The following is a 24446-nucleotide window of genomic DNA, read 5'->3' as shown; positions in this document are numbered from 1 at the left end:
GTTAATGGAAGTGAAACTTCATGATATAGGTGAAGGGATGTCTGAGGGAGAAGTCGTTCAACTTCTCGTTAATCCTGGCGATGTTGTAACTGTGGATCAACCGTTGCTTGAAGTCCAAACAGATAAAGTGACGGCTGAGCTTCCGGCACCTATCGCTGGAAAGATTGAGAATATCCTTGTTTCTCCTGGAGATGTGATCGAGGTAGGGAATGTGATGTTAACGATCAATCCGGCTCAGGAAAGCGAGCGGCCTCCTGCTGAGTCAACAGAACGGGGATGGCGCAATCACAATAGAATACTAGCTGCTCCTTTTACTAGAAAGATTGCGAGGGAAAACGGGGTAGATATCGAGAAGATTGTTGGAACTGGTCCTGCAGGGCGCGTCATGGATGAAGACGTGATCAACCATATGAAAACAAGTGTTAAGAAGCCGGCACCGATCAAGGAGAAAAAAGAAGTCAGGAAAGAAGCTCCACCTGAAAGCTCGACAACGACCATACCATTCAAGGGGAGGCGTAAACAGATTGCAGCGAAGATGTCACAGTCGCGACTTGCGATTCCTCACGTCTCACACTTTGATGAAGTCGACGTCTCCAATGTTCTGGAAATGAAAGCACAGTTAGAACAAAGGGGAGAGGCGATATCAGTTGCTGCGTTTTATATTAAAGCGGTTTGTACTGCCCTTAGAGACTTTCCTATTTTCAATGCAGTGCTCGATGAAGATGAAGGGGTTATCCATTTAAAGCCTTCTATTCATATTGGTCTTGCGGCTGATACGGAGGATGGATTGATCGTTCCAGTTATTCATGATTGTGACAAGCTTTCAGTTAAGGAAATCCATAGAGAAATGAAGAGGTTATATGAAGCGGCAAGTACGAATACGCTTCTTCCGAAAGAAATGTCTGGTAGTACATTTACCATCAGCAATGCTGGTCCCCTTGGTAGTACTGGTGCAACGCCAATTATCAATTACCCAGAAGTAGCGTTGATGGCTTTTCATAAAACGAAGAGAATGCCTGTCGTAGGTAAAAATGATGAAATCGTGATCCGTTCGATCATGAATCTATCGATGACGTTCGATCATAGGATAGCGGATGGTGCACATTCGATGCGATTTACGAATCGTGTGATGGAATTAATCGAGCAGCCTGCACTGCTCTTAACGGAGTTGAAATAATGGTAGTAGGAGAATTGGTATATGAAAAAGATCTGGTAATCATTGGAGCAGGCCCAGGAGGCTATCAGGCAGCGATCCGTGCAGCGAACTACGGACGTGATGTGACCTTGATCGATCGCACTGAACCTGGTGGGGAGTGCTTACATAGCGGGTGTATCCCTTCAAAACTGCTTGCTGTTTCTGCGAGTAAGATGAACGAAGCAGCTCCTGGCCTTACATTGTCAGCTTCCTTTTCGATGAAACAGTGGAACAGTGACAAAAAAGAAGTGGTAAAGAAACTAGAAACAGGACTTCACTCATTGTTCAAAACGAGTAAAATCGAATTTATACAAGGAAACGCCTCTTTCTTATCAGAGGAGCGGATCGGTGTTGAGCAAGGCGAGAAATTTGAAGTATGGTCTTTTAACCATGCGATCGTCGCAACAGGAAGCAGTCCGAAGATCCCCTCCTTTTATGAAGAACATAGTGATTTTGTACAATCTGTCGAAGACCTTTACAATCTGGAACGTGTGCCAGAGACCCTCGTTCTATATGGATCGGACTATGTGACTGCAGAAGCAGCAAGTAGCTTTCAAGCCCTTGGTTCTCATGTCCATGTGATGACAGGTGAGGCGTCATTTCTACCTGAACTTGATGAAACGATTGGAAAAGAAGTAAGAAGACAGTTCAAGAAACAGGGAATCCGTGTTTCTACAGGGGTTACAAATATAACGATAAACGAAGAAGGAAGCTCTATAAAAGTTACGGCGCACGATTCTAAGGGGAAAGATTTACAGATGTTTGCCGATATATTAGGATATTCAGCCGGAAGAAGGCGTAATCTTGAAGCCCTCGGTTTAGAGAATGCGAGAGTTAAGGTGAATGACGATCACTTTATTACGCTCGACGATTCATGTCAGTCATCTAATGATCGCATCTATGCTTGTGGTGATATTACAAACGGACCGTCACTTGCGGTTAAAGCGATCAAGCAAGGTAAGGTAGCAGCAGACAACTGCTGTGGGGTTTCTTCTGTATGTGATCTTACTTTTTTACCTTTCGTCATGCACACGATACCTCAAGTAGCATCTGTCGGATTAACCGAAGCGGAAGCGAAAGAAGCAGGGTACCAAGTATCTACAGGGCTATCTCATATGAGAGCAAACGGCTATGCGACGTTACAAGGGCAACCTGAAGGTCTTGTAAAAGTGATAAGAGATGAGGAGACGCATCTTTTACTAGGCTTTCATGCAATTGGAAGCGGTGCGATCGAACTCATCGAAAAAGGAACGCTCGCCCTGGAGATGGTTGCTAGAGATGAAGACTTTATTTACCCATTTGCGCCTCACCCGGGATTTGGAGAAGCATGGATCGAAGCAGCTGAAAATTCACTTCAAACATTTAAAACAGAATCAAAACAAAAACAACGCTGATTGGCGTTGTTTTTTTGCTTACCTATGACGCGTGGGGTAATGAATGATCATCATCGCGTTACAAAGAGATTTTGATGGATTCACATAACGGTGTGGATAATTTGCGGTAAAGCGCAAGCTCTCACCTTTCTTAATCGTATACGAGATATCATTCACAACGAGCTGCATGTCCCCTTCTTCGACAAAAAGGTATTCTTCCACGCCTTCTGGATGAGGGTTAGAGTGATAATCGCAGCCTACATCTAACGTTATCGCGAAACTTTCAAACGATTTCCCTGGTTCCATTGGAAACAGGGGAACGACTTTCATTTTTCCACCTTCCTCAAAAAGCGGTTCAATTTCGTCTCTGTTCACCTTTTTTATCACTGGTTGTTCCTCATCTATAAAGGCTGTGAAGGAAACACCAAGGCCATTTGCAATTTTCCAAAGTGTATTTACGGTCGGGTTTGAGGCTCCTCTTTCAATTTGAGCGAGCATCGGCTTGCTAACTGAACATTGAGAGCTAAGCTGATCGAGACTCAGACCATTCTCCTGGCGTAGCTTCTTAAGCTTTTCACCGATTTGTTTTGTTAAAGAGTTGTCACTCATTCTTATCTCCTATTCTATGGTAAAATACCTATTGATGTTTTGTTTAATATAACATACAATCAGTATAATATATTGAACAACTAACGCCAATAGGAGTGATGGTATGCAGGCGATCACGAGTGTTACAAGAAGTGAGTCAGGATTTGCAACAGGTCTTAGAGCAGGAACAAGCATAGCGATTGGCTATATGCCAGTAGCGCTCACATTTGGCTTATTAGCTAGAACGACAGGACTTACTGTGTTTGAAGCGATTTTAATGAGCATGCTAGTTTTTGCTGGCGCAGCACAGTACATAACGCTAAGCCTACTTGCAATCGGAACAGGTGCATTAGAAATTATATTTACAATATTCATTGTAAATATTCGACATCTATTGATGAGTGCCTCCATTAACGAAAGAGTAACAGAAGATTCGGTCTGGAAAAAGGCTCTATATGCATTTGGTATTACAGATGAGACGTTTACTGTAGCAGCTACAAAGAGTGGAAACGTGACGACAGGTTATATGTTTGGACTCTGCTTGATCTCCTACACGAGTTGGGTGGTTTTCACGGGAGCAGGATATATGGTGGGAGCATCACTTCCGGGTGTTATCCAACAGGGGATGAGCGTTGCACTATATGCGATGTTTGTTGGACTGCTTGTTCCGTCCTCTAAGAAGAGTCGGAAAGTCATCATTCTAGCAGGTTTGGCTGCACTCTTAAATAGTTTCTTTTCTTATCTTAGCATCTCGACAGGTTGGTCTATTGTCCTAGCTACATTATTATCATCCGTGCTAGTAGAGATTGTTATGGGGAGGAAAGAGAATGTCTAGTACAATGCTGTTGATCATCGTTGGTATGGCTGTCGTGACGTATATTCCAAGAATGGTGCCACTCGTATTCTTCAACTCTGATCACATACCTGCCTCTCTTCAAAACATACTGAAAAATGTACCGTTTGCGATTTTAGGCGCACTAATTTTTCCTGGTATCTTAACGATTCATGAAGACATGACATTTGGTCTGATCGGAGCAGCCGTCGCTTTCATCACTGCTTACCTTGGTGCCAACCTAATTGTCGTAGTGATGACTTCTGTTGGAGCTCTTAGTGTTTATGCGTATTTCTTTTTGTAAAGAGACATTTCAAGGATTATTGAACAATTTCTACTTCATTACAGGATGGTTAAATTAACGAAATAGTCAAAAATATTAGTGGTATTTACGTTTCAGTTCCTTTTGAGCGGGAAATTGTGTTACCAGGAAGGGATTCCCATCTAAAAAGGAGGGTTTCCGGAGCCTTGTTTCTCGCAGTCTAGAGAAATAATCTGCTAAAGGAGCTGGAAACATGTTAAAACCAACTGAAATTGAGGAAAAATCAACTTGTAGAATGTGCGATAATGATTATACTTGGTTCATTCCGATAGCAAAGGATAATTATCAATCACAAGGTAGGGTTGAAGCGACTGCAATTACGACAAAAAGCAGTCAAGCTCCAGTGGTTGAGCTCCATGTGATTGCACAATGTCCACATTGTGGAGTGATGAACCGATTTGATCACAGCTATGATCGCACGAACGTCTATGTAGAGAGTAAATAAACTGAAATGAAATCGGCGGTTATCCCGCCGATTTTTTTGTTCAACGTTTGTAATAATATTGATCTAAATCATAACAATATAGGTAAAGTACTAATACATAACCCTACAATACAGACAGGTTCTATTTGTGAGGTTTGCTCGTACAAATAATATAGAGAAAGTATCGGGAGGAGAAATATTATGAGGAAACGAGTAACCTGGTGGTTTATTCTTGGCTTCTCCGCATACGCGCTCTTAATGGGGCTTTATTTGTTTTATTGGGCTGACTTTGGAGTACCGAAAGCGTATCAAGGGACAGCGGCAGATCCAGCTACCTTCATGTCAGAACGGCAGCTTGAACTTTCGGAAGAATATTCACGCTACAGAAGTTTTTTATCATTCCTGTCAATTCCCTTTGAATGGGGGATCTACCTTCTTGTACTAGGTTTCGGTCTATCGAAAATGTTCAAGTCGTTTGGGGAAGGAATCTCAAAGAAAGGTTTCGTTATCGTTCCTGTCTATATTGTTCTTCTCTCTGCCTTTACGTGGATCGTTACATTTCCTCTTAAATTTTGGAGCAGGTCCCTTTCAGTAAAATATGGCATCAATACCCAGGCTTTTTCCGATTGGATGAAGGACGAAATGATTTCTTTCTGGATAGAGATCGGTCTCACCTCAATCATAATCGGAGTGCTGTATTTCTTGATCAAACGCTTTGAGAAGAGATGGTGGCTTGCTGCATGGGGGCTGATGGTCCCGTACTTAGCTTTTATGATGTACATTCAACCCGTCGTTATCGATCCTTTGTACAACGACTTCAGTTCACTTTCAGATAAAGAACTTGAGGAGCAAATTCTCGGGTTAGCGAATGAGGCCAATATACCAGCTGACAGAGTATTTGAAGTGAACATGTCTGAAAAAACGAATGCAATGAATGCATATGTTACGGGAATAGGCTCAAATTTACGAATTGTGCTATGGGATACGACAACGAACAAGTTACAAGATGATGAAGTGCTTTTCATCATGGCCCACGAGATGGGGCACTATGTCATGAACCACTTGTATGGGAACCTTGCAGGTGCTTTGATCATGAGCTTGTTCGGTTTGTATATCGCTTATCGCCTTTTAGGTAAAATTGTTGCGAAGTGGGGAGATGCATGGGGGGCAACATCAGTCTCCGATATAACGACACTTCCTGCATTGCTGCTTCTCTTTTCAATCATGTCATTTATTGCAAGTCCGGTAGAACTTGCTATCTCGAGGCATGCTGAAATGAATGCCGATCAATATGCTATTGAGATGACAGACGATGTGGATGCTGCCGTCGGGTCTTTTCAGAAGCTAACGGTGAATAGTTTAAACGAAGTGAATCCACCGATCTTAGTAAAGTTTTTCAAATACGGTCACCCAACAATGATGGAACGTTTAATCATGCTAAACCAATACGAAAACGATGCGCCTTCTGAATAACTCAGAAAGGCGTTTTTTTATTTAGAGAAATGTTTAAGTTCGAATATCTCTTTACTAGCATTTCAATCATACTATGTGAGACACTATTCTTAATCATCAAGAAGAGGTGTATGAATTGGACAAAGAGATCAAACAAGCATTAGAAGCTGGAATCCATGGCACTCCTGAGTTAAAGCCGGCTGAAAAAGCACTTTACTTATCAACGTTCAGGGAGCGAGTTTACGTTGCACTTACGAAAAGACAAGTAGCTCAAAAGCTGTATCCTTCTGTAAAGAACGAGATGAGTAGGGGGCGTGTTTTACTCCTAAATGGAGATCTACCGTATTCCATGCTATCGAAATATATAAAAGAAGCAAACAAAGCTTCAATACCGTTTACAATCATTAATGATAAAGAGACCGATACTCCTTTAGGGCTAGTGCTAGCATCAAAAGATGATGCAGTAAATCGTGAAGAAATCTTCGTTCGCGATGAATATTTCTCTCTAGATACGTAATAAAGGAGTGAAACGAGATGCTTAAACGAATCGTGCTTCTCATCCTTGTCGCTGCGCTTGGATGGGGAGTTTATAGTACGGTAATCGCAGAACCAAGTGTTGGTACAGAAATAAACGATCGTGCACCTGACTTCACTCTTACGACACTTGAAGATGAAGAAAAAGTAAGCTTGTCGGATTTTGAAGGAAAACCGGTGTTTTTAAATTTCTGGGCAACCTGGTGTCCACCTTGTGAAGAGGAAATGCCAGATATTCAGGCCTTCGCTGATCAATACGGGGAAGAGGTCGAAGTGATATCGGTGAACTTTACGAAGTTTGAACCTAAAAAGGATGAGATTCCGATCTTTGTTGAAGAAAATAACTTGAGATTTCCTGTTTTGATGGATAATGAGGGGAAGGTAGGAGAAGATCTCTACAAAGTTATTTCTATGCCTACTTCCTACATGATCGATCGTGAAGGAGTTATTGTTGAAAAACGGGTAGGCCCTTTAACCCTTGAAGAAATGGAAGAGTGGTTGCAATCTGCATCATAAACAAAAACGGCCCATATCGGCCGTTTTTTGTGTTTTAGACTGGCTTTTTGAGAGGCGTATAAGCCTCTTCAAATCCGGTTGCTTTTGCCACCTTTTTTAATTTTTCATTGATAAATCGAAAATCCAGATCATCTAGAACATTTGGATCAAATCCTCTTATCACAAACTGACCGAACTCCCATATCGTCTCATGAATGTCATGCTTATTCCCGTCTGCTGCAAGTTCTAGTGAGTGAAGGATCGAGCCAAGAACGGATACGTCCTCACGCGCATAATGCCTGATTTGGTAAAAACTTTTATAAAGGTACGTACTATAGGTTACTGGGTTCGTTATGACGCGAAGGTTTTTGTTTTCATCATGGTATAAAGGTTGTGGGATATGCTTTTGCCCTAACCTTGATAACACCCTTCCTAAGCGATTGATGCAATTGATCGCAGTATTAGGATCGTTGATTCCAGGGGAAATTGCTCTTAATGCAATTTCAACGAGCTTTTGGATTCCATATTCAATATCTTGATCTGTTGTTCGTTCCGTTCCAAGCGATAAGGCATCTAATATTTTTTCTTCTCTGGGATAATCTTTTGCAGACCAATAAGAGATGACGACTGTACCTTCGTCGATGAATTCACCAATATCTCTATCAAGTTTAATAATAAGATCATGTTGAATTGCGATCTTTAATAGATCTTTGATCGCTACATTTTGTAGATAACCAGATACTCTAGAAGAAATTGTACGAGGTTCTTTCATTTTGATTTCATCGAGTTCCCAAGAGTCCCATGAAGCGGATCCACCTTCGTTCGCCTTTTCAAAATCCATAAATGTTCGATCGATTGTATCCATCGTGTTCTTTGAGATATGTTTGATTAAGTTTCCGACTAGAATCCAGTTTGCAACGTGGTGGATAAAGTACACAAAATAAGCGACGCATACAATAGCATAAGTGACTGCCAAAACCGGCGCAAAGTAAACGAATCCATCCTCTGCGGTTTGTTCGATCAGTAGGAGAAGGATGATGAAGTAGATGATCCCACCTACAAAAATCCCAAGGACACGCTTCGTAATGCGATCTGTTATGAAGTTCTGAAGTGTTCTTGGAGAAAAATTTGATAAATAGGTAGTAAGTACAACCATGATGGTAGAGAAAGTAATGGTGGTCATCGTTAACATTGAAGACACGAGTGTGCTTAAGATTGTTATACTTGTATCATAGGTAGCGAAGAAGAAGTAAGGTAGGATAATGGCATTTCCTTGAATGAAGTGCCTGTCAAAAACAAGCGTAAGAATCGCTGCAATGAAAGCTCCCACTCCATAGAAGGTTGGAATAAACCAAAAGCTGGATCGGATTTGTCGTAATTTACTATACTTCACTACCATCACCCCCTACTATATACTTAGGTTAGTATTTGATAATGAAGTCATAATTCATACATCTGCCGTGTTACTTTTAATTTAAAAGGGTATGAAAAATATAAGAGATTCAAGAGGAGGCGTTGTCTATGATCATTCATAAATCTGGAGTCTATCGCAATATTCATGAAAAGCGCTACGAATACTGGGTAGTAAAGTCGGAGGACCTAAAAGTGATGGCTTCTTGGATCAGTTGGGATGTACCACAGCACGCAATCGATAAATGGATGAACGAAGTAACTGATATCGAAACGACATATTAAAAACCTCCCGAAGCTTAGGAGGTTTAGGGTAAGTCTTTTTTTATCCGCTTTTTTACAACGTCTTTAGGTTCCCAGCAGTCGAATCGATACGTAGGTTTGGTTTCAAAACCGAGCCGTTTGCATCTGTAAGAAGTACGTGGGTTTTTAACGATTTCAAAATGAATGCACGTAGCACAACAATGGTATTTTGAATAAAATCCGGTCTTCATGTAGGGATCACATTCACATGATCGATCGAAACGATTTTATCATTTTCGAAAACCAGCTTAAAACAATCAGGGTTCTTTAACGACTTCCAAGTATTGAATCCGTGTGAGGATTCAAAGTGATTGAGAATTAGTGTGAAGAGATTTCCATGCGTTACCACAAGTGAATTTTTATTTGTTACTTGAACAACATCCATCACAGCTTCTACTCCTCTAGTTGCTGCTTCAGAACTAGATTCCCCGCCCGTTAGCTTGTAAGAGAAATCATCAAACGTTTTTTCTAATTCAGTCATCCAGTCATCTAGACTTACTTCTGAGAGTCTTCGTTCTTCTAACCTTTCATCGATCGTGATCTGCTTGTCTAGTTTTAGCGCAATCGGTTCAATCGATTGAAGAGCTCTTGTGAAAGGAGAAGAATAAAGTTTATCGAATTTTATACCTTGTAGATGGTCCGCTAACATCACGGCCTGCTCCCGGCCTTTCGCAGTCAATGAAGCATCATGAGCTTGACCTTCTGCTTCACAGTGACGAATGAGGTACAGGTTTTTCACTAAGATCACTCCTTCACTACTCTGAATAATTTTTCATCATAAATTTTACCATGATTAGCTTATGAGCAAAAAATAAATTCAAAAAATTGAAACTTAATTGTTTCTCAATCGTCTTATAATTGATCCCCTTATTTTATGTTTTTTTATTTTGCCTGGAGAGCAGACGTTCTCCAGGAATTTTTTTGAAGTGGAGAGGATGTTTACGTGAACGTATTTCCTGAACTTATTACAACAAGGCTGCGTTTAAGAGAGATTAAAGAAGAAGATGTTACGGCGTTATTTACGATTTTTTCTAGTGCACACACAATGAAGTATTATGGCAATGATACGATTCAGAACTTAGAAGAAGCTGAAGGAATCATGATGAGTTTTAGAAAAGGGTTCGAGAACAAGCGAGTATGGAGATGGGGAATTGCACTTAAAGAGTCGGATGAGTTAATCGGAACATGTGGCTTCCATAACTTGGCTGAGCGCGTTGGAAGAATCGAGATTGGCTACGATTTAGTAGAAAAAGCAGAAGGAAAGGGATATATGACAGAGGCTCTATCCGCCATTATCCCGTTTGGTTTTGATGAGTTGCACCTCAATCGTATAGGGGCATTGGTTCATCCTGATAACACATCCTCCCGAAAGTTAGTAATGAAGCTCGGTTTTCAGGAGGAGGGGGTTCTTAGAGACTATGCATACGCAGGAGGCAAGCACTTTGATCTTATGATGCACGCTCTCTTAAAGAAAGATTGGTGACGTCGTTAGAGAACGGGAGAAAATAACCTTGCGAACGATTCTTTCGTACGATGAAGCAATCCTCTTTCGTTGTATCTGTTCTTATCTACTTTTATAGAGTCTTTTATATCTTCTTGGTAGGCGTTTATTAAGTCTGTAATGGTGTTCGCCTGAAATAAGAAAACATTCACTTCAAAGTTTAAGTGCATCGAACGCATGTCCATATTTGCTGTTCCAATCGTTGCGATATCATCATCCACAATCATAATCTTCTGGTGAAGAAACCCTCGTTGGTACATATACACTTCTACACCGTACTCCAGAAGCTGTGAGAAGTAGGATCGAGTAGCGTATTGTGTAAGAAAACCATCACTCACTTCAGGAACGATTAACTTAACCTCCACACCACGCATCGCAGCGATGGAAAGAGCTGCTCTAAGAGCTTTGTTTGGAACGAAATAAGGTGTTGCGATCCACACGCGATCTTTTGCTGTTGTGATCAAGCTAAAGTAAAGGTCGGTCATAGCACTTCTCTTTGTATCAGGTCCGCTCGGGACAACCTGAGCACCGCCGTCACCTTCCACATCATACGTTTCTAGATACTTTTCCGATAACAGGCTTTCTCCAGACATGTATTCCCAATCCATAAGGAAAACACCGTGTACAGCAGAAATGATTTCACCTTTTACGAGAAGGTGGGTATCTCTCCAGTAGTTCATATTATTGTAATCGCCGGCGTACTCATCTCCGATATTAAGGCCTCCGACAAAAGCGGTACGTCCATCGATCACGATGATTTTTCTATGGTTTCGAAAATTAACGGTTTGATTGAAGAAACCGTATTTAATGGGAAGGAACTGCTGAACACTTGCCCCTGCAGCTCTTAGAGCATTCTTAGAAGCCCTCGAAAGATTATGACTGCCGATTGAATCATAGAGCACTCGAACTTCAACGCCTTCTTTCGCTTTTTCAACGAGGAGCTCAATGATCGATTTTCCTAACTCATCAGAACGGAAAGTGTAGTATTCCATATGAATGTACGTTTTTGCTTTTTTAATTTCTTCTTTAATAGCAGGAAATGTATCACTTCCGTTTAAAAGAAGCTTCGTTTGGGATCGCATGCTGATAGGACTAGACACCATCGTAGCAATAAGGTTTGAAAAGTTTTGGTTCCGCTCATTCAAGTCATGCCAGCGCTCTGATGCAGAGAAATTAACATACTTCTGAAAAAACTCGAGGCCGTTTGTACGTTTCTCTTTAAACAAGTGCCCCTTTACCTCTAACTGACCTGAGAAGAGGAAGAACACATACCCTATAATGGGAAAGAAAATCAGCACGTACATCCACAACAACGTTTTATAAGGTGACCTTTGTTCAAGCATGAGGACGAAGAGAATAGAAAATAAGATCACAAGATAGATTGTTCCAAAAACCCACTTCCATAGGGTGGGGATCGATGTGAACAACACGCTATAAAGGCTTGTTGTCATCAGAATAAAGAAAATGATTTGTCTAATTTGTTTCATAAGTAGCCCACCTAATAAGTTGTTTTGCAGTACAAAAAAAGTAAGGGCTGCGCCCTTACTCCGCTCTCGATTTTCTCTTAACGCGGTAGCGGCCCCACATGTCGATCAGTCGATCGCCTAGTTCGACCAACCTTTCATCTGATGTATCTTTTTGTGGGTTTGGTGTGTTCTTAATCGATGTGAAAAGTTTTTTGAATGGTTCAGGAGTTGCTTTCGCTTCTCCGATCACGCCTTGAATCGTTTCTTTTTTCGATTGAATGTTCTCTGTTATTTGATTCGATGTGTTTGTTAAGTTCGTTGTTTCTTCGTTGATCTTATCTACTTTTTCTTGCAGTCTTGCTGCAGTGGCAGAAAAATCGTTCAGTGATACTTTTGTTTCTTTAGAGGTTTTTACTGCAACGATGCCGAGATAAATGAGTGAAAGGACAACTAGTGCAATACTTACATACACGATGATCAAGGTCATACCTCCAGTCTTAGTCTTATACGTTTTAATGTACCCTGTGCTGGAATGATCCAAACAGTCTATATCTACAGTCTAAACCAACTGTGTGAGAAGTTATAGCGATTATTGTAAAATGGTGGTAAGAAATAGAAGGGAGAGGTTTTTGTGAATCGATACTCGATGGATGAGTTCGTAAAATCAACAGAGCAAAAGGATAAAGGTGAAGGTTTTTTTGAACTTGAAACTGAAAGAATGTTGGAAGTGAACTTAAACGGTAAAGTATGGGCAAAAGCCGGATCTATGATCACGTATAATGGGGAAATAAAATTCGAACGTGAAGGAATTTTAGAACATGGGTTAGGTAAAATGTTCAAAAAAGCATTCACAGGTGAAGGTGCTTCTCTTATGAAAGCTGAAGGAAGAGGGAAGCTATACTTAGCTGATTCTGGGAAAAAGATTTCAATCATTCATTTAGGTCATGGTGAGTCGATCAGCGTAAACGGCAATGATCTTCTTTCATTTGAAGAACGAATCGATTGGGATATTCGAATGATGAAGCGGATTACTGGGATGATGGCTGGTGGTTTATTTAATGTAACATGTAATGGACCTGGTATGATTGCTGTAACGAGTCATTATGAGCCGCTCACGATTCGAGTAACACCAGATAAACCAGTTATTACTGATCCAAACGCAACGGTAGCATGGTCTGGTAATTTAAACCCAGATTTTCAAACTGATGTGTCTCTGAAGTCCTTTTTTGGAAGAGGCAGTGGAGAGTCGATCCAGATGAAATTCGAAGGAGAAGGGTTTGTGGTTGTCCAGCCTTTCGAAGAAGTATACATGCAAAACAACCAGGGATAAAGAGGGGATAAAAAACTTTTTTCATAGGAAGATCCTATTAAAATAGCGAAACCTATCATTTTATGCAGAACGAAGGAAAATATTCCTATTGAATTTATCTGATTTTTCATTATAATCATACAAAAGGGTTCTCTAAAGGAGAGTGCATGTATGATTCGATTAGAAAAAGGCAACCTTCTTAAAAGTGATTGTACTGTTATTGCTCACCAATGTGATTGCTTCAATGCATTAGATGTCGGTATTGCAAAATCAGTGAAAGAAACGTACCCTGAAGCAGCTAAAGCAGACGAAAACTTTCCATTTCCACCAAAAAAGAAGCTAGGTAAATGTTCGTTTGCTTTGAGTCATGATAATAAGAGAATTATTGCTAATCTATACGGTCAATATAAACCAGCCGGTCTTCAAACCAACTACCCAGCCTGGTTGAAATCTTTTGAGAGTATGATTAAAGAATTAAAGCCCTTTGAAGAAAAAGGTTTTAAAATAAAAATCGGTTGTGGAATCGATAAAGACGATTTGATCAACGTAAAGAAATCACTAGAAAAGCTTTCTAAGAAATACGAAAGACCGATCCATGTGTACTACTCTTAATCGCTAAGCCCCCAAGTTTGGGGGCTTTTTTTGTGTGAAGAAAACAGAGCAGGTTGGTAAGAATGGCTTATATTTGTAAAATAACCCCATTATTTGGTTTTGAAAAAATTTACCGTGGAATACCACAACTGTAGCAAAAAAAGAAAAAAGTATCTCAAAGGAGGAAGAGAAAATGGCAAATAACAATGAAAAGATGAGCAGAGAAGAAGCTGGTCGAAAAGGTGGAAACAAAACCGCGAGAGAACATAACAAAGAGTTTTACCAAGATATCGGCCAAAAAGGTGGAGAAACAACTGCAAATGAACATGACAAAGAATTCTATCAAGAAATAGGAGAAAAAGGTGGAAACAAAACAGCAAGAGAACACGATAAGGAATTCTACGAAGAGATCGGCGAAAAGGGCGGAAACAAAACTGCACGTGAACACGATAAAGAGTTTTATCAGGAGATAGGAGAAAAAGGCGGAGAGCAAACGTCTAAGAATCATGATAAAGAGTTCTATAAGGAAATAGGAAAAAAAGGTGGAAATCAGAACAAATAAAAAAAGAGCGGTTTGGGCCCGCTCTCTCTAAATGATACTTCACATAGAGTGTACCAAATTTATGAAAAACAGTAAAATACGTAAATTGAGTGAGATATAAACACACATTCTAAAGGAGGATTTTCAAATGGCTGATAATAACAATAATAAAATGAGTAGGGAAGAAGCAGGACGTAAAGGCGGAAATAAGACTGCGAGGGAGCACGACAAAGAATTCTACGAAGAAATTGGTGAAAAAGGCGGAAACAAAACAGCTCGTGAGCATGATAAAGAGTTTTATCAAGAAATAGGAGAAAAAGGCGGAGAGCAAACATCTAAGAATCATGACAAAGAATTTTACGAAGAGATTGGGAAAAAAGGCGGTAAAAATAGCGGAAACGGCAGCAACAATAATTGATCGGTACGAAGAGCGGAGAAGCCTCCGCTCTTTTTTTTATGGGCTTAAACAAAATTAAAACCCCTTCGTTTGAAAGGGGCTAGAGTAGTTATTAAAATTTACGCTCTTCCTCGACTTCATGCTGATCATTCAAGATCAATACTTTACTAGGAGTATCTTCCTTTGCAAGTTCCTCTGCCTTCTCAACAGCATCTGAACGCATTTTATATAAATCTGTAGGTGCAATATCTTCCACCTTAACATACCAGCCTGTTACATCTTTGTTTGGTGCTACTGTGAATTCTTTCATGATTTTGTTCCTCCTTTAGTTGGTGTATATGTACTTCTTTCCCAACAAGATGGAAGCTAAAACCTGCCTAAAACGATTCAGAAAAAATAAAAAACCAGCGGTTCGCTGGTTTATTGAGGTCTTGTTGTGATATAGAAACCGACGATAAAAGCGATAGGTACAGCCCACACCATAAATGCAAGCGCCCATACAGTAAAACGGTTCCATTCTTTTCCTTTTGCAGTCAAGGCACACCCTCCACATTCTAAGTTTACTTCCATTATAACATGGACATACCTAAATTATGTGGAAACATTAAAAATTAGTCGAATGTTAGGTGATCATTCGAAACGTCAGCGGGTACCGATAATCTTCGCCCTGATTCGATTTTACTGAAGCGATGATAATAAAAACAAGTTGGACGATAAAAACTGCAGGTAGAAGGATGAATCCGATTAAGACGAGCGTGAGTATTCCTGCGATGATGCCGTAGATGGTCATGCAAATTTGGAAATTCAATGCTTCTTTTGCTTGCTCATTAATAAAAGGATGAACATCCTTCTTTAGTGACCAAATGATTAATGGAGCAATGATGTTACCAAACGGAATTAAATAGCCTGATAGTGCAGAAAGATGCGCAAACATAGCCCATGAACGCGTTTCGTCATCGGGGGTTTGAATGTTCTTTTCTTCCATGAAGTACCTCCTTCATAACCGTCTATATACAAGGTATTATGAAGGCTTCTTAGATATTCTTTGCGATTTGTTCCCAACGAAAAAAAGGAACCTGTCGCTGGCTCCTTCTAGTTGGAATTATAAGTAATCACGTATTGTGCTCTCTCTGTCGTTATTTTTAGCTCATTTGCTGAACGATCGATTTCTTTTAAATCTTCTAATTGTACTTCATAGTTAGCGTCTGGAAGGGAAACGGGATTTTTTTCAGATATGATCTTACCTTTTCCCTCTAGTTGTAGGAGGGAAGAAGGCGTGTAATTATCGATCGTTTCCTCTCTGTGAAACAAAGAAATGCGATCTAATACCATGATTACCTTATCCAAGTCTTCATTCTCTTGTTTTTGAATGATAAGATGTCCGCCAACCCAATCGTTTAAGGTTTCTTGTATACGAGTTACCATTTCGGTAGTTTCCATATTTTTCACCTCAATATAAACTTCCCCGAATTTAAGGTGCATAAACAAGGGTTTAAAAGGTTTAAGTCTAGAATGATATAATGAGCTAATAATGAGATACAAAGGATGAGTCGTTATGAGAACTATTTCGATAGATGAATGTTTCGATAGAAAATTACCGATCATAGATGTTCGAACCCCAGCCGAATTCGAGCAGTTCCACATTCCAGGAGCAGTTAACATGCCGATTTTTTCAAACGAAGAAAGAGAGTTAGTTGGAACAACTTACAAACAACAAGGCACAGAAGCAGCGAAGGATTTAGGGATCTCGCTTGTGTCTCCATCTCTTCCTGATTTTTATCAGAAGGCAAAAGTTCTATCAAAAGGACAGGAGTTTGTCGTTTACTGTTGGAGAGGTGGTATGAGGAGTAGAAGCCTTGCTGTGATTTTTGAGATGATGGGGCTGCCATGTCGTCAACTTGTTGGTGGCATTCGGTCATATCGTCAAAATGTCATGAGAATACTTGAAAGCCATGCTAAAAAAAACGTATCTTTTCTTATAGTGGAAGGGTTTACTGGGACATCTAAGACAGACATTTTACATTATTTAAAAAACAAAGGCTACCCAGTCATTGATCTTGAAGGCTTAGCTGCACATAAAGGATCAGTTTTCGGAAGAGTGAATTTACCTGAAAGAAGTCAAAAGGAGTTTGAAGCGAAGCTTTCTCATCGGTTAAATGAAATAGGGGAGACAGATTATTATGTAATTGAGTCTGAAAGTAAGCGACTTGGGAACATTATCGTTCCGGACTTTATCTTTGAGGGCAAACAAAAAGGGACGCGCATACATGTTCACGCCCCGCTTTCTTATCGAATAAAAACCATTTTAGATACATATCATCCCGAACAGAATAGAGAGAAAATAGTAAAGGGCATCCAAAGAATCGAGAAACGTCTGCCAGATAATGAACGACGTTATATATCCCTCGCACTTGAGGAAGAGAATTATGAAGCAGTCGTCGAAAGCCTTCTGGTGAGTTATTACGATCCTAGGTACACCTACAAGGCGACAGAGAATGTGGGTGAAGTTATAAAAGTTCACTATGAGTCTCTTGATGAAGGATGCCAACTTGTCCAGAATGAAGTGGAGCGTCTAGTGTCTAAGCTTCGATTAGAAGGCGAGAAAGTTTCGCTTTAATTGATTTTCTCTGCTCTTTGCCCGGTTCATTATTGTATTGTTCAATTAAATCATCGATCCGTTTGAAGTACAGGTGGCTGATCCACGCTACATAGTTCTTGTAGATAGAAGAGGTTAGGAATTTCACTAGCATGTTATCTTCTGGGCCAAAATAATACGTTTTATCATCGAAAAAAGTAGAAAATCGACTGAACGAAAGCTTTGTATAAGAGTTGTCCAAATCATAGCGGAATTTGTTCAACACATCAGGAATTAAACGAATGGCAAAGACATCATCGTTATCAAACATTTCTTTAGGAGTAGGTAGGATAAGGTACGGGTAATCACAGTCATCCAGGGCAATGAAGAAATCATTAGGTGATTCATGACAGGTAGGCACGCGCTTGACGGTCGTTTCAACTATCAATTGATAGACTGAATCATTCATTGGTATTCCTCCCTTTATAATCTATCACCATTGTTGCCAGACTAGTAAACTTGTATACCCTTTGTCGAAAAGTAGTTTAATACAATCTATTATCCAACCCTCAAAAAAATTCCTTTATTTCAAATATTACATTTTTTTAGCCGCGATACAATTATCGCGGCTTTGTTTATAAGAACAGATTAGAAAATGCATAACACTTGAAAGTCAAAGATAGTCAGATTATAATATGGTTACAAGGTCAAATATAGTCAAAGTCAAAACAAAATACATTGACCTTAACAAATACAAGTAACGCACTATTATATAACGATCTTATAAATTTTAAGGGAGGCCATCATATGCTTTGTGAAAAATGTAATCAGAATCCTGCAACAGTTCAGTTGAATGTTCAGATCAATCATTCTAAAAAACGTGTTCATCTGTGCAACTCTTGCTATGCAAATGTGATGAATGGTCAGACAACACCGTCATCAAAAGGTCAATTTGATGATTTCTTTCAATCATTTATGAATCAATCAGGTCATACTCAACCTAGTGAGCAAACCGACGCTGGTAACGGTGGATTACTAGATGATTTAGGAAAGAATTTAACTGATGCTGCAAAAGCAGGATTGATCGACCCAGTTATCGGAAGAGATCAAGAGGTAGCACGGGTCATCGAAACACTAAATCGTCGAAACAAAAACAACCCTGTCCTGATCGGTGAACCAGGTGTAGGGAAAACAGCGATTGCCGAAGGACTAGCACTTCGTATTTCTGAAGGAAACGTTCCTTCGAAATTACAAAACAAAGAGATCTATTTGTTAGATGTTGCATCTCTCGTATCTAACACAGGAATCCGTGGTCAGTTCGAAGAGAGAATGAAACAGTTGATTTCAGAACTGCAAGCAAGAAAGAATGTCATTCTCTTTATCGATGAGATTCATCTTATCGTTGGAGCAGGCTCAGCCGAAGGATCGATGGATGCAGGAAACATTCTGAAACCTGCGCTCGCTAGAGGTGAGCTTCAATTAATCGGTGCTACTACGTTGAAAGAATATCGTCAAATTGAAAAAGATGCAGCTCTTGAACGACGTTTTCAGCCAGTTATGGTTAACGAGCCATCGATTGAAGAAGCGGTTCAAATTCTAGAAGGTCTAAAACCGAGGTACGAAGATTATCATGAGGTGGCGTTTTCTGATGAAGCAATAAAAGCTTGTGTCACATTATCAAATCGTTACATTCAAGACCGTTTCTTACCAGATAAAGCGATCGACTTAATGGATGAAGCTGGTGCAAAAAGAAACTTAACGATTACAACTTCTAATCATGATGAAATACAAAAGAGGCTCGAACAAATTGCAGTAAATAAGAAGAAGGCGACGAGTGAAGAAAATTATGAAGTAGCTGCAAAGCTTCGTGATGAGGAAACAAAGCTTGAAAAGAAACTAGAAGAATCATTAAGTGTGAATGATCAAGCGGAAGCTCTTGTAAACTTAGAAGATATTCAACAAATCATCGAGAGTAAAACAGGTATACCTGTACAAAAACTCCAAGAAGATGAACAGATGAAGATGAAGAATCTTGCTGAACAGCTGAATGCTAAAGTTATTGGACAAGAGGACGCTGTTCATAAGGTTGCAAAAGCAATTCGAAGAAGTCGCGCAGGTCTGAAGCGTAAGAACAGACCGATCGGTTCATTTCTATTCGTAGGGCCTACTGGTGTCGGTAAAACAGAATTATCTAAATCTCTAGCTGAAGAGTTATTTGGAGATCGAGATGCGATGGTTCGACTCGATATGAGTGAATACATGGAAAAACACTCCGTCTCTAAATTGATCGGCTCACCACCAGGATATGTAGGTCATGATGAGGCAGGGCAACTGACAGAACGTGTACGCCGCAAGCCTTATAGCATTCTATTGATCGATGAGGTTGAAAAAGCACATCCAGATGTTCAAAATATGTTCCTACAAATCTTAGACGATGGTCGATTGACGGATAGCCAAGGAAGAACAGTGAGCTTTAAAGATACCGTGATCATCATGACGAGCAACGCAGGAAGTACAGAACGCCGTATTACAGTAGGGTTTGAATCGGCTGATAGCTATACCGATGTGATGGAAAGCCTAGGCTCTTACTTTAGACCAGAATTTCTCAATCGCTTCGATTCGATCGTATCCTTTAAGTCACTCGAGAAAGAAAGTCTTGTATCGATCGTTGACTTGATGATCGATGAGTTAAAAGGAAGTCTAACTGAGCAGCAAATTACCCTCGAGATCACAGAGGAAGCTAAATCGAAGCTAGCGGAGCTTGGGTACAATCCACAGTTCGGTGCTCGCCCATTACGAAGAGTAATCGAAGAACACGTTGAAGATGGAATAGCTGATCTACTTGTTGACGAAGGCAATGTAACGTCAGTAAAAGTAGAGGTGATCGAAGATAAGATCGCTGTGAAAAATGCTTCGTAAGCTATAATCTTAAGAAAGAGGCTGTGGCATATAACCATGAGAAAGACCCGAACAATTCATTTGAATTAGATCGGGTCTTTTGTAATTTACAGATAGGAAACCGCCGCTTCGCCAACATACTTCGCTTTCCGCGGGCACGGCCTCAGTCTTCTCAGAAAGCAAAAAACGCTTTCCTGCGGGGCCTTCGGACTCCTGCTGTTCCCGCAGGAGTCTACGTATGTTGGCTACGCTAAGGTCTTACTCTTTAACATTCAACATTCGCGATTGCCTTCATGTATGTTGGTTTTGTCCCAGCCTCTTTCAGTTGGTTATAAGAATTTTAAGTGTTGTCATTCCTTTGACGTAGGGAATATTTCTTATTTTCATGAGCATGAACGTCCGGGTGAATATGATAGCAAATCTTTTCTTACGTCATTTGAAATTGGTTTTTTTGAATTATAATCTCATATAACGCGGATTGGAGCGTAAGGATTCTCGACTCCTGCGGGATCAGCGGGACAGGTGAGATCCCACAGGAGCGTAAGCGACGAGGAAGCTCACCGCCCGCCCCGCGGAAAGCGAGAATCCTGGAGCGGAAATCACTACTATTTTGTTATCAGAGATAGCTCTTAAGACTTTCTAACAGCCTGAAGTCACTCAATGAGTGGCTTTCTTTTTTTGTTAGAAAATAGAAAATATAGGGAATAGAAAAGCTAGCTGGTTTTCTGATTTTCGACTAGTCGAATTAACTCGAATAACAGAGAATGCCGACTTCTTTTGTCGTAATTTGGCTAAAAGTCAGAATATTAGTTAAAAAGTCATCGCATATCTGCTACGTTAGAGAGGGAAGCTCAGGAAGATTTCTCTACTATATGAAAAAAGGAGCGAAAACGAATGGAACTGGATCAATTAGAAATGAACCAGACGTTGGAAGAAAGTCAGCCAGAAGGAAAAACTATTCCATATTTAACTGCTTTAATTGGATGGAGTCTTCCAGCAATTGAGGCCTGTGATAAATTGAAACGGCCTTTTGTAGTAGTAGGACCACCTGATTTCAAAGACTACGCTGAAAAACATAATATCACATTTGTAGGGTGGGAGTTTGATCGTTTGAATGAAGGGTCAGACAAGCTTTATAAGCAGCTGAAAGCACTTGGTGCAGAAGTTGCAGTTCCACTATATGAAGAATGTGTAGAATGGGCAGGAGCTCTAAACGCCAGATTCCGTCAAGAACCAAGACTCTTTAATCGTTCACTTCTATTGAGAGATAAGGGGATGATGAAGAGGAAGGCTCAGATTGCAGGAATTAAAGTGGGTGTCTTTGAAGAGGCAAGAGACAAAGATGATGTCAAACGCTTCCTGAAACGAGTTAATGAAGCACTCCTTAAAGTAGATGGAGATAAATACGATCCAATTCACTGTAAACCTCTCGATAAGGCAGGTTCTGTTGGTCACCGTGCCATCGATAATCCAGCCGATATCGAAGCTCTAACAGACAATGATTTTCCACTTTTGATGGAAAGTCATCTTGATGGACAAGAGTTTTCATGTGAAGTTTTTGTTCACAAAGGACAAATTCAATTCTTGAACATCACTGAATATGTGAAGTTAGGTTATTCAAACTTTGTTCCGCCTTCTCCAACTCTTGAATCGAAAAGACCAGTTATCCGTCAAGCGATCGAGCAACTGATCGAAGCATTTGAGATTGAGAACGGGGTTATTCATCCTGAATATTTCATCATGCCTGACGGAACGTTGCACTTCGGTGAAGTAGCTGCACGTGTTCCAGGAGGTCATATTTTCGACTTAATTGAACGCGCTTACGGATTTAGTGCATATGAAGCACAAATTCTTTGTAGTGACCCGAACACGACAGAAGAAGAGCTAAGAAAATTCTTCCCAGCTGAAGATGAAGCTAATGGATATGCAGGCTGCCTTATGGTACACCCGCACGTCACTTACATTGAAGAACTAACGATTCCAGATGAGCTTGAAGAGCATCCTTTCTTCGAAAAGCATGACATGTTCACTCCACCGCAAGGTAAAGTGGCAGAGCGAGTAGGCTTTGGTAACCACTATGGAACGATTTTCTTCTTCGGTGATGATAGTGCCGAGATGAGACGCCTACTAGAATACTATGAAAAGTACGATTTTTATTTGTAGAATCTTTATCATAAAGGAGAATTAAGCATGCCATCTGAAGTAACAGAAGGAAAGATTGCAAGGTTTTCCCAGTCATTGACTAAGCTCAGCGAGGCACCAACATACGCAAAATCGAGATATCAGACGGATGTTTATCAAGAAGCAAACCGTCTCCTAGAAACAGAAGAAGGTCTCGAAATCCTATTTAAATATGCAGATCGTTTTGATGAAGCAGGTGTTTTCCAAGACGGTCCTTGGGAAGATCCATCGAAGCTTCAGCCTCCGCTAGTCGCAGGTTCGCTGCAAGCGAAGGGGCTTCCTTATGTCATTGAGATGCTTAGTAACTTACGTATGCTAGCTATTGCTGAAGGCATGGAGGAGCATCCTACTGTTTCTAAAGAAATGGCGATGGATTTCTTAAATGAGGTCATGGCGCTCAATTTGGATTTGCTTTTCCCTCAAGCTACAGAGGCTTCTCGAATCGAGAAAAAAGAGAATGCCGATGAGGCTCAGCGTTTGTTCCAGTTTATCTCTCGATACCTTTCATCGAGTGCGCTTTCTGAAACGCTGATCCATGAAATCAAACGTTTGACTGCACAGCGGCCGATAATGGTCAAAAGAACGGTTTCCATCATCAAAATGGCGAAAGAAATGCTTAAATCAAATGAGAATGATACGCAGAAAGAGGTTCTTCAGCAATATGTCGCCTCTATTGAAGGACCGTCTAACTTAAGTCATTTATATTCACAGCCTAATGAATATCGGAAGCAATTGATGAACCTTTCCGTTGAAGAGCTTCAACGGGAAAGTGAAATTTTAGGTCGATCGATGCGAAATACTGGCCTTTGCTCTCCTCATCATAGCGTGCTTGCACGCTTGTTAAGCAGGAAGTCACCGGAGCTTCTCCCTGCCCTTTTACAACTGAGTGGTAAAGGAAAAGCGAATTTCGAAGAGCACGAAGAACTCGTTCATCAGCTTATAAAAGTCGCTCTATTCCCGACAACATGTCAATCTGTATACGGACTAGCGTTGCTCTTAGAAAGAGGCGTACTATCAGCATCACCCGTTATCCCAGGGTTAAGAAGACTGATTGAGCTTGATATCCGCCCAGAGGTTCGAAACGCATTGTTCAAAGCGAACGAAGGTGAAGGGTTAACGGCGAACAGTATCCTCCTTGCTGGCGTCATAAGTGTACTCGGACAACCGCTCGGAGTAGGTCAAGGATTGAACCCAACCTGTCAGGCTGCAAGGGGAATCAGCTTGTGGGCACAGCATGCTCCAGGTTATTTATTAGAAATCATCCCTCGAGCTGCACGTGACGGTGAAATCGATATGGTGTTTGAAGGTGTTAACATTTATTCTAAAGATCTTCAGGGAGGATTAGCACCTGAACTACATCCTGAACTTGATCCTGTTTCAATCGTTTTAGTTCCTCACCTCGATCGTATTTATAGTGAGATGATGACGAGGGTAGCTCTAAGAGGAGAAGATGGACATCGCTGGGTAAATCCAGCTTTTTATGGAAACTGGGTACAAAAAGGATTCAGCACTGTTATTGAACCGATTACTGGAAACATCGCAGACTATCCTGGTTTTGTGAGACTGTTTTATGCAACTCACCATCCGGAATACAACGATGAATATGAGTTGATCTATCCGAACCCTGTCGGTATATTCATCACGAACGTTCATGGAAAGATGCTTGGTTTCCACGCGGTATCGATTCAAAGAATTGCGAAATGTCCTAAAGGTAACTACCGTGTTTATTTCTATAACCCGAATAACGACGGCTCTCAGAACTGGGGGCAAGGAATTGTTAGTACGGTTATGGGTAACGGTGAGTACTTTGGCGAAAGCTCGCTTCCTTTTGATGAATTCACTTCTCGTCTCTATGCGTTTCACTACAACCCATACGAACAGGGCGATTCGTATGCAGTTGAACAAGACAGTGTAGCAAAAGTGAAAACCCTTGCAAAAGAAAGCTGGGGGAAAGAATACAAATGGATTAGTGGCTAAGTATAAAAGTGTCAGGGACTATCCCCTGATGCTTTTTACTTTTTAACTACGGCGGTAAGGTTTACGAATTCGAAAACACCGG

26 protein-coding genes and 1 pseudogene are annotated in these 24446 nt (G+C 40.6%); 18 read left to right on the top strand and 9 right to left on the bottom strand.

Annotated features, from left to right (window positions below):
* The first annotated feature begins 4 nt into the window (after positions 1-4).
* Both ACXADT_RS00595 and ACXADT_RS00590 read left to right on the top strand, forming a co-directional pair.
* Positions 5-1177: a dihydrolipoamide acetyltransferase family protein gene (locus tag ACXADT_RS00595; RefSeq protein WP_474832904.1), complete on the top strand. Its 1173-nt coding sequence runs from the start codon at positions 5-7 to the stop codon at positions 1175-1177.
* Complete coding sequence (locus ACXADT_RS00590; RefSeq protein ID WP_474832903.1) at positions 1177-2589, top strand: dihydrolipoyl dehydrogenase family protein; 1413 nt, start codon at positions 1177-1179, stop codon at positions 2587-2589. The genes ACXADT_RS00595 and ACXADT_RS00590 overlap by 1 nt, the downstream gene beginning before the upstream one ends.
* An 18-nt stretch (positions 2590-2607) precedes the next feature.
* Here ACXADT_RS00590 and ACXADT_RS00585 read toward each other — a convergent pair whose 3' ends face one another.
* Complete coding sequence (locus ACXADT_RS00585; RefSeq protein ID WP_270182491.1) at positions 2608-3177, bottom strand: helix-turn-helix domain-containing protein; 570 nt, start codon at positions 3175-3177, stop codon at positions 2608-2610.
* A gap of 103 nt (positions 3178-3280) precedes the next feature.
* On the opposite strand from ACXADT_RS00585, the gene ACXADT_RS00580 reads away from it, so the two are divergent.
* The 6 genes from ACXADT_RS00580 to ACXADT_RS00555 all read left to right on the top strand — a co-directional run bounded on the left by ACXADT_RS00580 (position 3281) and on the right by ACXADT_RS00555 (position 7236).
* A complete protein-coding gene (locus ACXADT_RS00580) occupies positions 3281-3991 on the top strand; it encodes an AzlC family ABC transporter permease (RefSeq protein ID WP_270182492.1) in 711 nt (236 codons plus the stop codon).
* On the top strand, positions 3984-4292 hold the full coding sequence (locus ACXADT_RS00575; protein WP_270182493.1) for an AzlD domain-containing protein: 309 nt from the start codon (positions 3984-3986) through the stop codon (positions 4290-4292). Before ACXADT_RS00580 ends, ACXADT_RS00575 begins: the two co-directional genes overlap by 8 nt.
* Before the next feature lie 211 nt (positions 4293-4503).
* The gene (locus ACXADT_RS00570) at positions 4504-4755 is read left to right on the top strand and encodes a hypothetical protein (RefSeq protein WP_270182494.1); all 252 of its coding nucleotides are present in this window, start codon (positions 4504-4506) and stop codon (positions 4753-4755) included.
* Positions 4756-4935: 180 nt separating this feature from the next.
* A complete protein-coding gene (locus ACXADT_RS00565) occupies positions 4936-6207 on the top strand; it encodes a M48 family metallopeptidase (RefSeq protein WP_474832901.1) in 1272 nt (423 codons plus the stop codon).
* Positions 6208-6322: 115 nt separating this feature from the next.
* Positions 6323-6703: a YueI family protein gene (locus ACXADT_RS00560; protein ID WP_270182496.1), complete on the top strand. Its 381-nt coding sequence runs from the start codon at positions 6323-6325 to the stop codon at positions 6701-6703.
* Between the two features lie 17 nt (positions 6704-6720).
* The gene (locus ACXADT_RS00555; RefSeq protein WP_270182497.1) at positions 6721-7236 is read left to right on the top strand and encodes a redoxin domain-containing protein; all 516 of its coding nucleotides are present in this window, start codon (positions 6721-6723) and stop codon (positions 7234-7236) included.
* Between the two features lie 34 nt (positions 7237-7270).
* Here ACXADT_RS00555 and ACXADT_RS00550 read toward each other — a convergent pair whose 3' ends face one another.
* Positions 7271-8608, bottom strand: a complete 1338-nt coding sequence (locus ACXADT_RS00550) for a DUF2254 domain-containing protein (protein ID WP_474832900.1) — start codon at positions 8606-8608, stop codon at positions 7271-7273.
* Between the two features lie 128 nt (positions 8609-8736).
* On the opposite strand from ACXADT_RS00550, the gene ACXADT_RS00545 reads away from it, so the two are divergent.
* Positions 8737-8910, top strand: a complete 174-nt coding sequence (locus ACXADT_RS00545) for a hypothetical protein (protein ID WP_270182499.1) — start codon at positions 8737-8739, stop codon at positions 8908-8910.
* Between the two features lie 205 nt (positions 8911-9115).
* Here the strand turns inward: ACXADT_RS00545 and ACXADT_RS00540 are convergent, their stop codons facing one another.
* Positions 9116-9667 carry a histidine phosphatase family protein gene (locus tag ACXADT_RS00540; RefSeq protein WP_474832898.1) on the bottom strand — a complete coding sequence of 184 codons (552 nt, stop codon included), beginning with the start codon at positions 9665-9667 and terminating at the stop codon, positions 9116-9118.
* 204 nt (positions 9668-9871) lie between these two features.
* On the opposite strand from ACXADT_RS00540, the gene ACXADT_RS00535 reads away from it, so the two are divergent.
* On the top strand, positions 9872-10411 hold the full coding sequence (locus tag ACXADT_RS00535) for a GNAT family N-acetyltransferase (protein ID WP_474832896.1): 540 nt from the start codon (positions 9872-9874) through the stop codon (positions 10409-10411).
* Between the two features lie 5 nt (positions 10412-10416).
* On the opposite strand, the gene cls is transcribed toward ACXADT_RS00535, so the two are convergent.
* Entirely contained in the window at positions 10417-11916 is a 1500-nt protein-coding gene (gene cls / locus ACXADT_RS00530; protein WP_474814150.1) for a cardiolipin synthase, read from the bottom strand.
* A gap of 55 nt (positions 11917-11971) precedes the next feature.
* Positions 11972-12367, bottom strand: a complete 396-nt coding sequence (locus ACXADT_RS00525) for a DUF948 domain-containing protein (protein ID WP_270182606.1) — start codon at positions 12365-12367, stop codon at positions 11972-11974.
* 159 nt (positions 12368-12526) lie between these two features.
* Between ACXADT_RS00525 and ACXADT_RS00520 the strand changes: the two genes are divergently transcribed.
* The 4 genes and pseudogenes from ACXADT_RS00520 to ACXADT_RS00505 all read left to right on the top strand — a co-directional run.
* Positions 12527-13225: an AIM24 family protein gene (locus tag ACXADT_RS00520; protein ID WP_270182504.1), complete on the top strand. Its 699-nt coding sequence runs from the start codon at positions 12527-12529 to the stop codon at positions 13223-13225.
* Positions 13226-13375: 150 nt separating this feature from the next.
* Positions 13376-13816: a macro domain-containing protein gene (locus ACXADT_RS00515; protein WP_270182505.1), complete on the top strand. Its 441-nt coding sequence runs from the start codon at positions 13376-13378 to the stop codon at positions 13814-13816.
* A 172-nt stretch (positions 13817-13988) separates the two neighbouring features.
* Positions 13989-14357, top strand: a complete 369-nt coding sequence (locus ACXADT_RS00510; RefSeq protein ID WP_270182506.1) for a KGG domain-containing protein — start codon at positions 13989-13991, stop codon at positions 14355-14357.
* A 127-nt stretch (positions 14358-14484) separates the two neighbouring features.
* Positions 14485-14736: pseudogene (locus ACXADT_RS00505) on the top strand (KGG domain-containing protein); the annotation flags it as partial.
* Between the two features lie 109 nt (positions 14737-14845).
* Here the strand turns inward: ACXADT_RS00505 and ACXADT_RS00500 are convergent.
* The 3 genes from ACXADT_RS00500 to ymzB all read right to left on the bottom strand — a co-directional run bounded on the left by ACXADT_RS00500 (position 14846) and on the right by ymzB (position 16173).
* Positions 14846-15043: a DUF2188 domain-containing protein gene (locus ACXADT_RS00500; RefSeq protein ID WP_270182507.1), complete on the bottom strand. Its 198-nt coding sequence runs from the start codon at positions 15041-15043 to the stop codon at positions 14846-14848.
* A gap of 312 nt (positions 15044-15355) precedes the next feature.
* Positions 15356-15718, bottom strand: coding sequence for a DUF4870 domain-containing protein (locus tag ACXADT_RS00495; protein ID WP_270182508.1), 363 nt, complete (start codon positions 15716-15718; stop codon positions 15356-15358).
* 107 nt (positions 15719-15825) lie between these two features.
* Positions 15826-16173, bottom strand: coding sequence for a protein YmzB (gene ymzB / locus ACXADT_RS00490; protein ID WP_474814144.1), 348 nt, complete (start codon positions 16171-16173; stop codon positions 15826-15828).
* A 115-nt stretch (positions 16174-16288) separates the two neighbouring features.
* On the opposite strand from ymzB, the gene mnmH reads away from it, so the two are divergent.
* The gene (gene mnmH / locus ACXADT_RS00485) at positions 16289-17350 is read left to right on the top strand and encodes a tRNA 2-selenouridine(34) synthase MnmH (protein WP_474832895.1); all 1062 of its coding nucleotides are present in this window, start codon (positions 16289-16291) and stop codon (positions 17348-17350) included.
* Here mnmH and ACXADT_RS00480 read toward each other — a convergent pair.
* Positions 17313-17777, bottom strand: a complete 465-nt coding sequence (locus ACXADT_RS00480; RefSeq protein ID WP_270182511.1) for a hypothetical protein — start codon at positions 17775-17777, stop codon at positions 17313-17315. The two genes, mnmH and ACXADT_RS00480, sit on opposite strands and share 38 nt — an antisense overlap.
* 338 nt (positions 17778-18115) lie before the next feature.
* On the opposite strand from ACXADT_RS00480, the gene ACXADT_RS00475 reads away from it, so the two are divergent.
* The 3 genes from ACXADT_RS00475 to ACXADT_RS00465 all read left to right on the top strand — a co-directional run bounded on the left by ACXADT_RS00475 (position 18116) and on the right by ACXADT_RS00465 (position 24364).
* Positions 18116-20227, top strand: coding sequence for an ATP-dependent Clp protease ATP-binding subunit (locus ACXADT_RS00475; RefSeq protein ID WP_474832893.1), 2112 nt, complete (start codon positions 18116-18118; stop codon positions 20225-20227).
* An 873-nt stretch (positions 20228-21100) separates the two neighbouring features.
* Positions 21101-22369, top strand: a complete 1269-nt coding sequence (locus ACXADT_RS00470) for an ATP-grasp domain-containing protein (protein ID WP_270182513.1) — start codon at positions 21101-21103, stop codon at positions 22367-22369.
* A 27-nt stretch (positions 22370-22396) separates the two neighbouring features.
* On the top strand, positions 22397-24364 hold the full coding sequence (locus ACXADT_RS00465; RefSeq protein ID WP_270182514.1) for a hypothetical protein: 1968 nt from the start codon (positions 22397-22399) through the stop codon (positions 24362-24364).
* Positions 24365-24446 lie beyond the last annotated feature (82 nt).

The organism is Anaerobacillus sp. ABR4_321, assembly GCF_056158505.1.
The sequence above is the reverse complement of the archived record's forward strand: the minus strand, read 5'-3'. Positions and strand labels throughout refer to the sequence as shown.

Coding starts and splice junctions, on each gene's coding strand:
- ACXADT_RS00510 (WP_270182506.1), top strand. CDS start 13,989: ATGGCAAATAACAATGAAAAGATGAGCAGAGAAGAAGCTGGTCGAAAA.
- ACXADT_RS00555 (WP_270182497.1), top strand. CDS start 6,721: ATGCTTAAACGAATCGTGCTTCTCATCCTTGTCGCTGCGCTTGGATGG.
- ymzB (WP_474814144.1), bottom strand. CDS start 16,173: ATGGAAACTACCGAAATGGTAACTCGTATACAAGAAACCTTAAACGAT.
- ACXADT_RS00565 (WP_474832901.1), top strand. CDS start 4,936: ATGAGGAAACGAGTAACCTGGTGGTTTATTCTTGGCTTCTCCGCATAC.
- ACXADT_RS00545 (WP_270182499.1), top strand. CDS start 8,737: ATGATCATTCATAAATCTGGAGTCTATCGCAATATTCATGAAAAGCGC.
- ACXADT_RS00470 (WP_270182513.1), top strand. CDS start 21,101: ATGGAACTGGATCAATTAGAAATGAACCAGACGTTGGAAGAAAGTCAG.
- ACXADT_RS00595 (WP_474832904.1), top strand. CDS start 5: ATGGAAGTGAAACTTCATGATATAGGTGAAGGGATGTCTGAGGGAGAA.
- ACXADT_RS00465 (WP_270182514.1), top strand. CDS start 22,397: ATGCCATCTGAAGTAACAGAAGGAAAGATTGCAAGGTTTTCCCAGTCA.
- ACXADT_RS00585 (WP_270182491.1), bottom strand. CDS start 3,177: ATGAGTGACAACTCTTTAACAAAACAAATCGGTGAAAAGCTTAAGAAG.
- ACXADT_RS00580 (WP_270182492.1), top strand. CDS start 3,281: ATGCAGGCGATCACGAGTGTTACAAGAAGTGAGTCAGGATTTGCAACA.
- ACXADT_RS00570 (WP_270182494.1), top strand. CDS start 4,504: ATGTTAAAACCAACTGAAATTGAGGAAAAATCAACTTGTAGAATGTGC.
- cls (WP_474814150.1), bottom strand. CDS start 11,916: ATGAAACAAATTAGACAAATCATTTTCTTTATTCTGATGACAACAAGC.
- ACXADT_RS00590 (WP_474832903.1), top strand. CDS start 1,177: ATGGTAGTAGGAGAATTGGTATATGAAAAAGATCTGGTAATCATTGGA.
- ACXADT_RS00575 (WP_270182493.1), top strand. CDS start 3,984: ATGTCTAGTACAATGCTGTTGATCATCGTTGGTATGGCTGTCGTGACG.
- ACXADT_RS00515 (WP_270182505.1), top strand. CDS start 13,376: ATGATTCGATTAGAAAAAGGCAACCTTCTTAAAAGTGATTGTACTGTT.
- ACXADT_RS00480 (WP_270182511.1), bottom strand. CDS start 17,777: ATGAATGATTCAGTCTATCAATTGATAGTTGAAACGACCGTCAAGCGC.
- ACXADT_RS00500 (WP_270182507.1), bottom strand. CDS start 15,043: ATGAAAGAATTCACAGTAGCACCAAACAAAGATGTAACAGGCTGGTAT.
- ACXADT_RS00495 (WP_270182508.1), bottom strand. CDS start 15,718: ATGGAAGAAAAGAACATTCAAACCCCCGATGACGAAACGCGTTCATGG.
- ACXADT_RS00475 (WP_474832893.1), top strand. CDS start 18,116: ATGCTTTGTGAAAAATGTAATCAGAATCCTGCAACAGTTCAGTTGAAT.
- mnmH (WP_474832895.1), top strand. CDS start 16,289: ATGAGAACTATTTCGATAGATGAATGTTTCGATAGAAAATTACCGATC.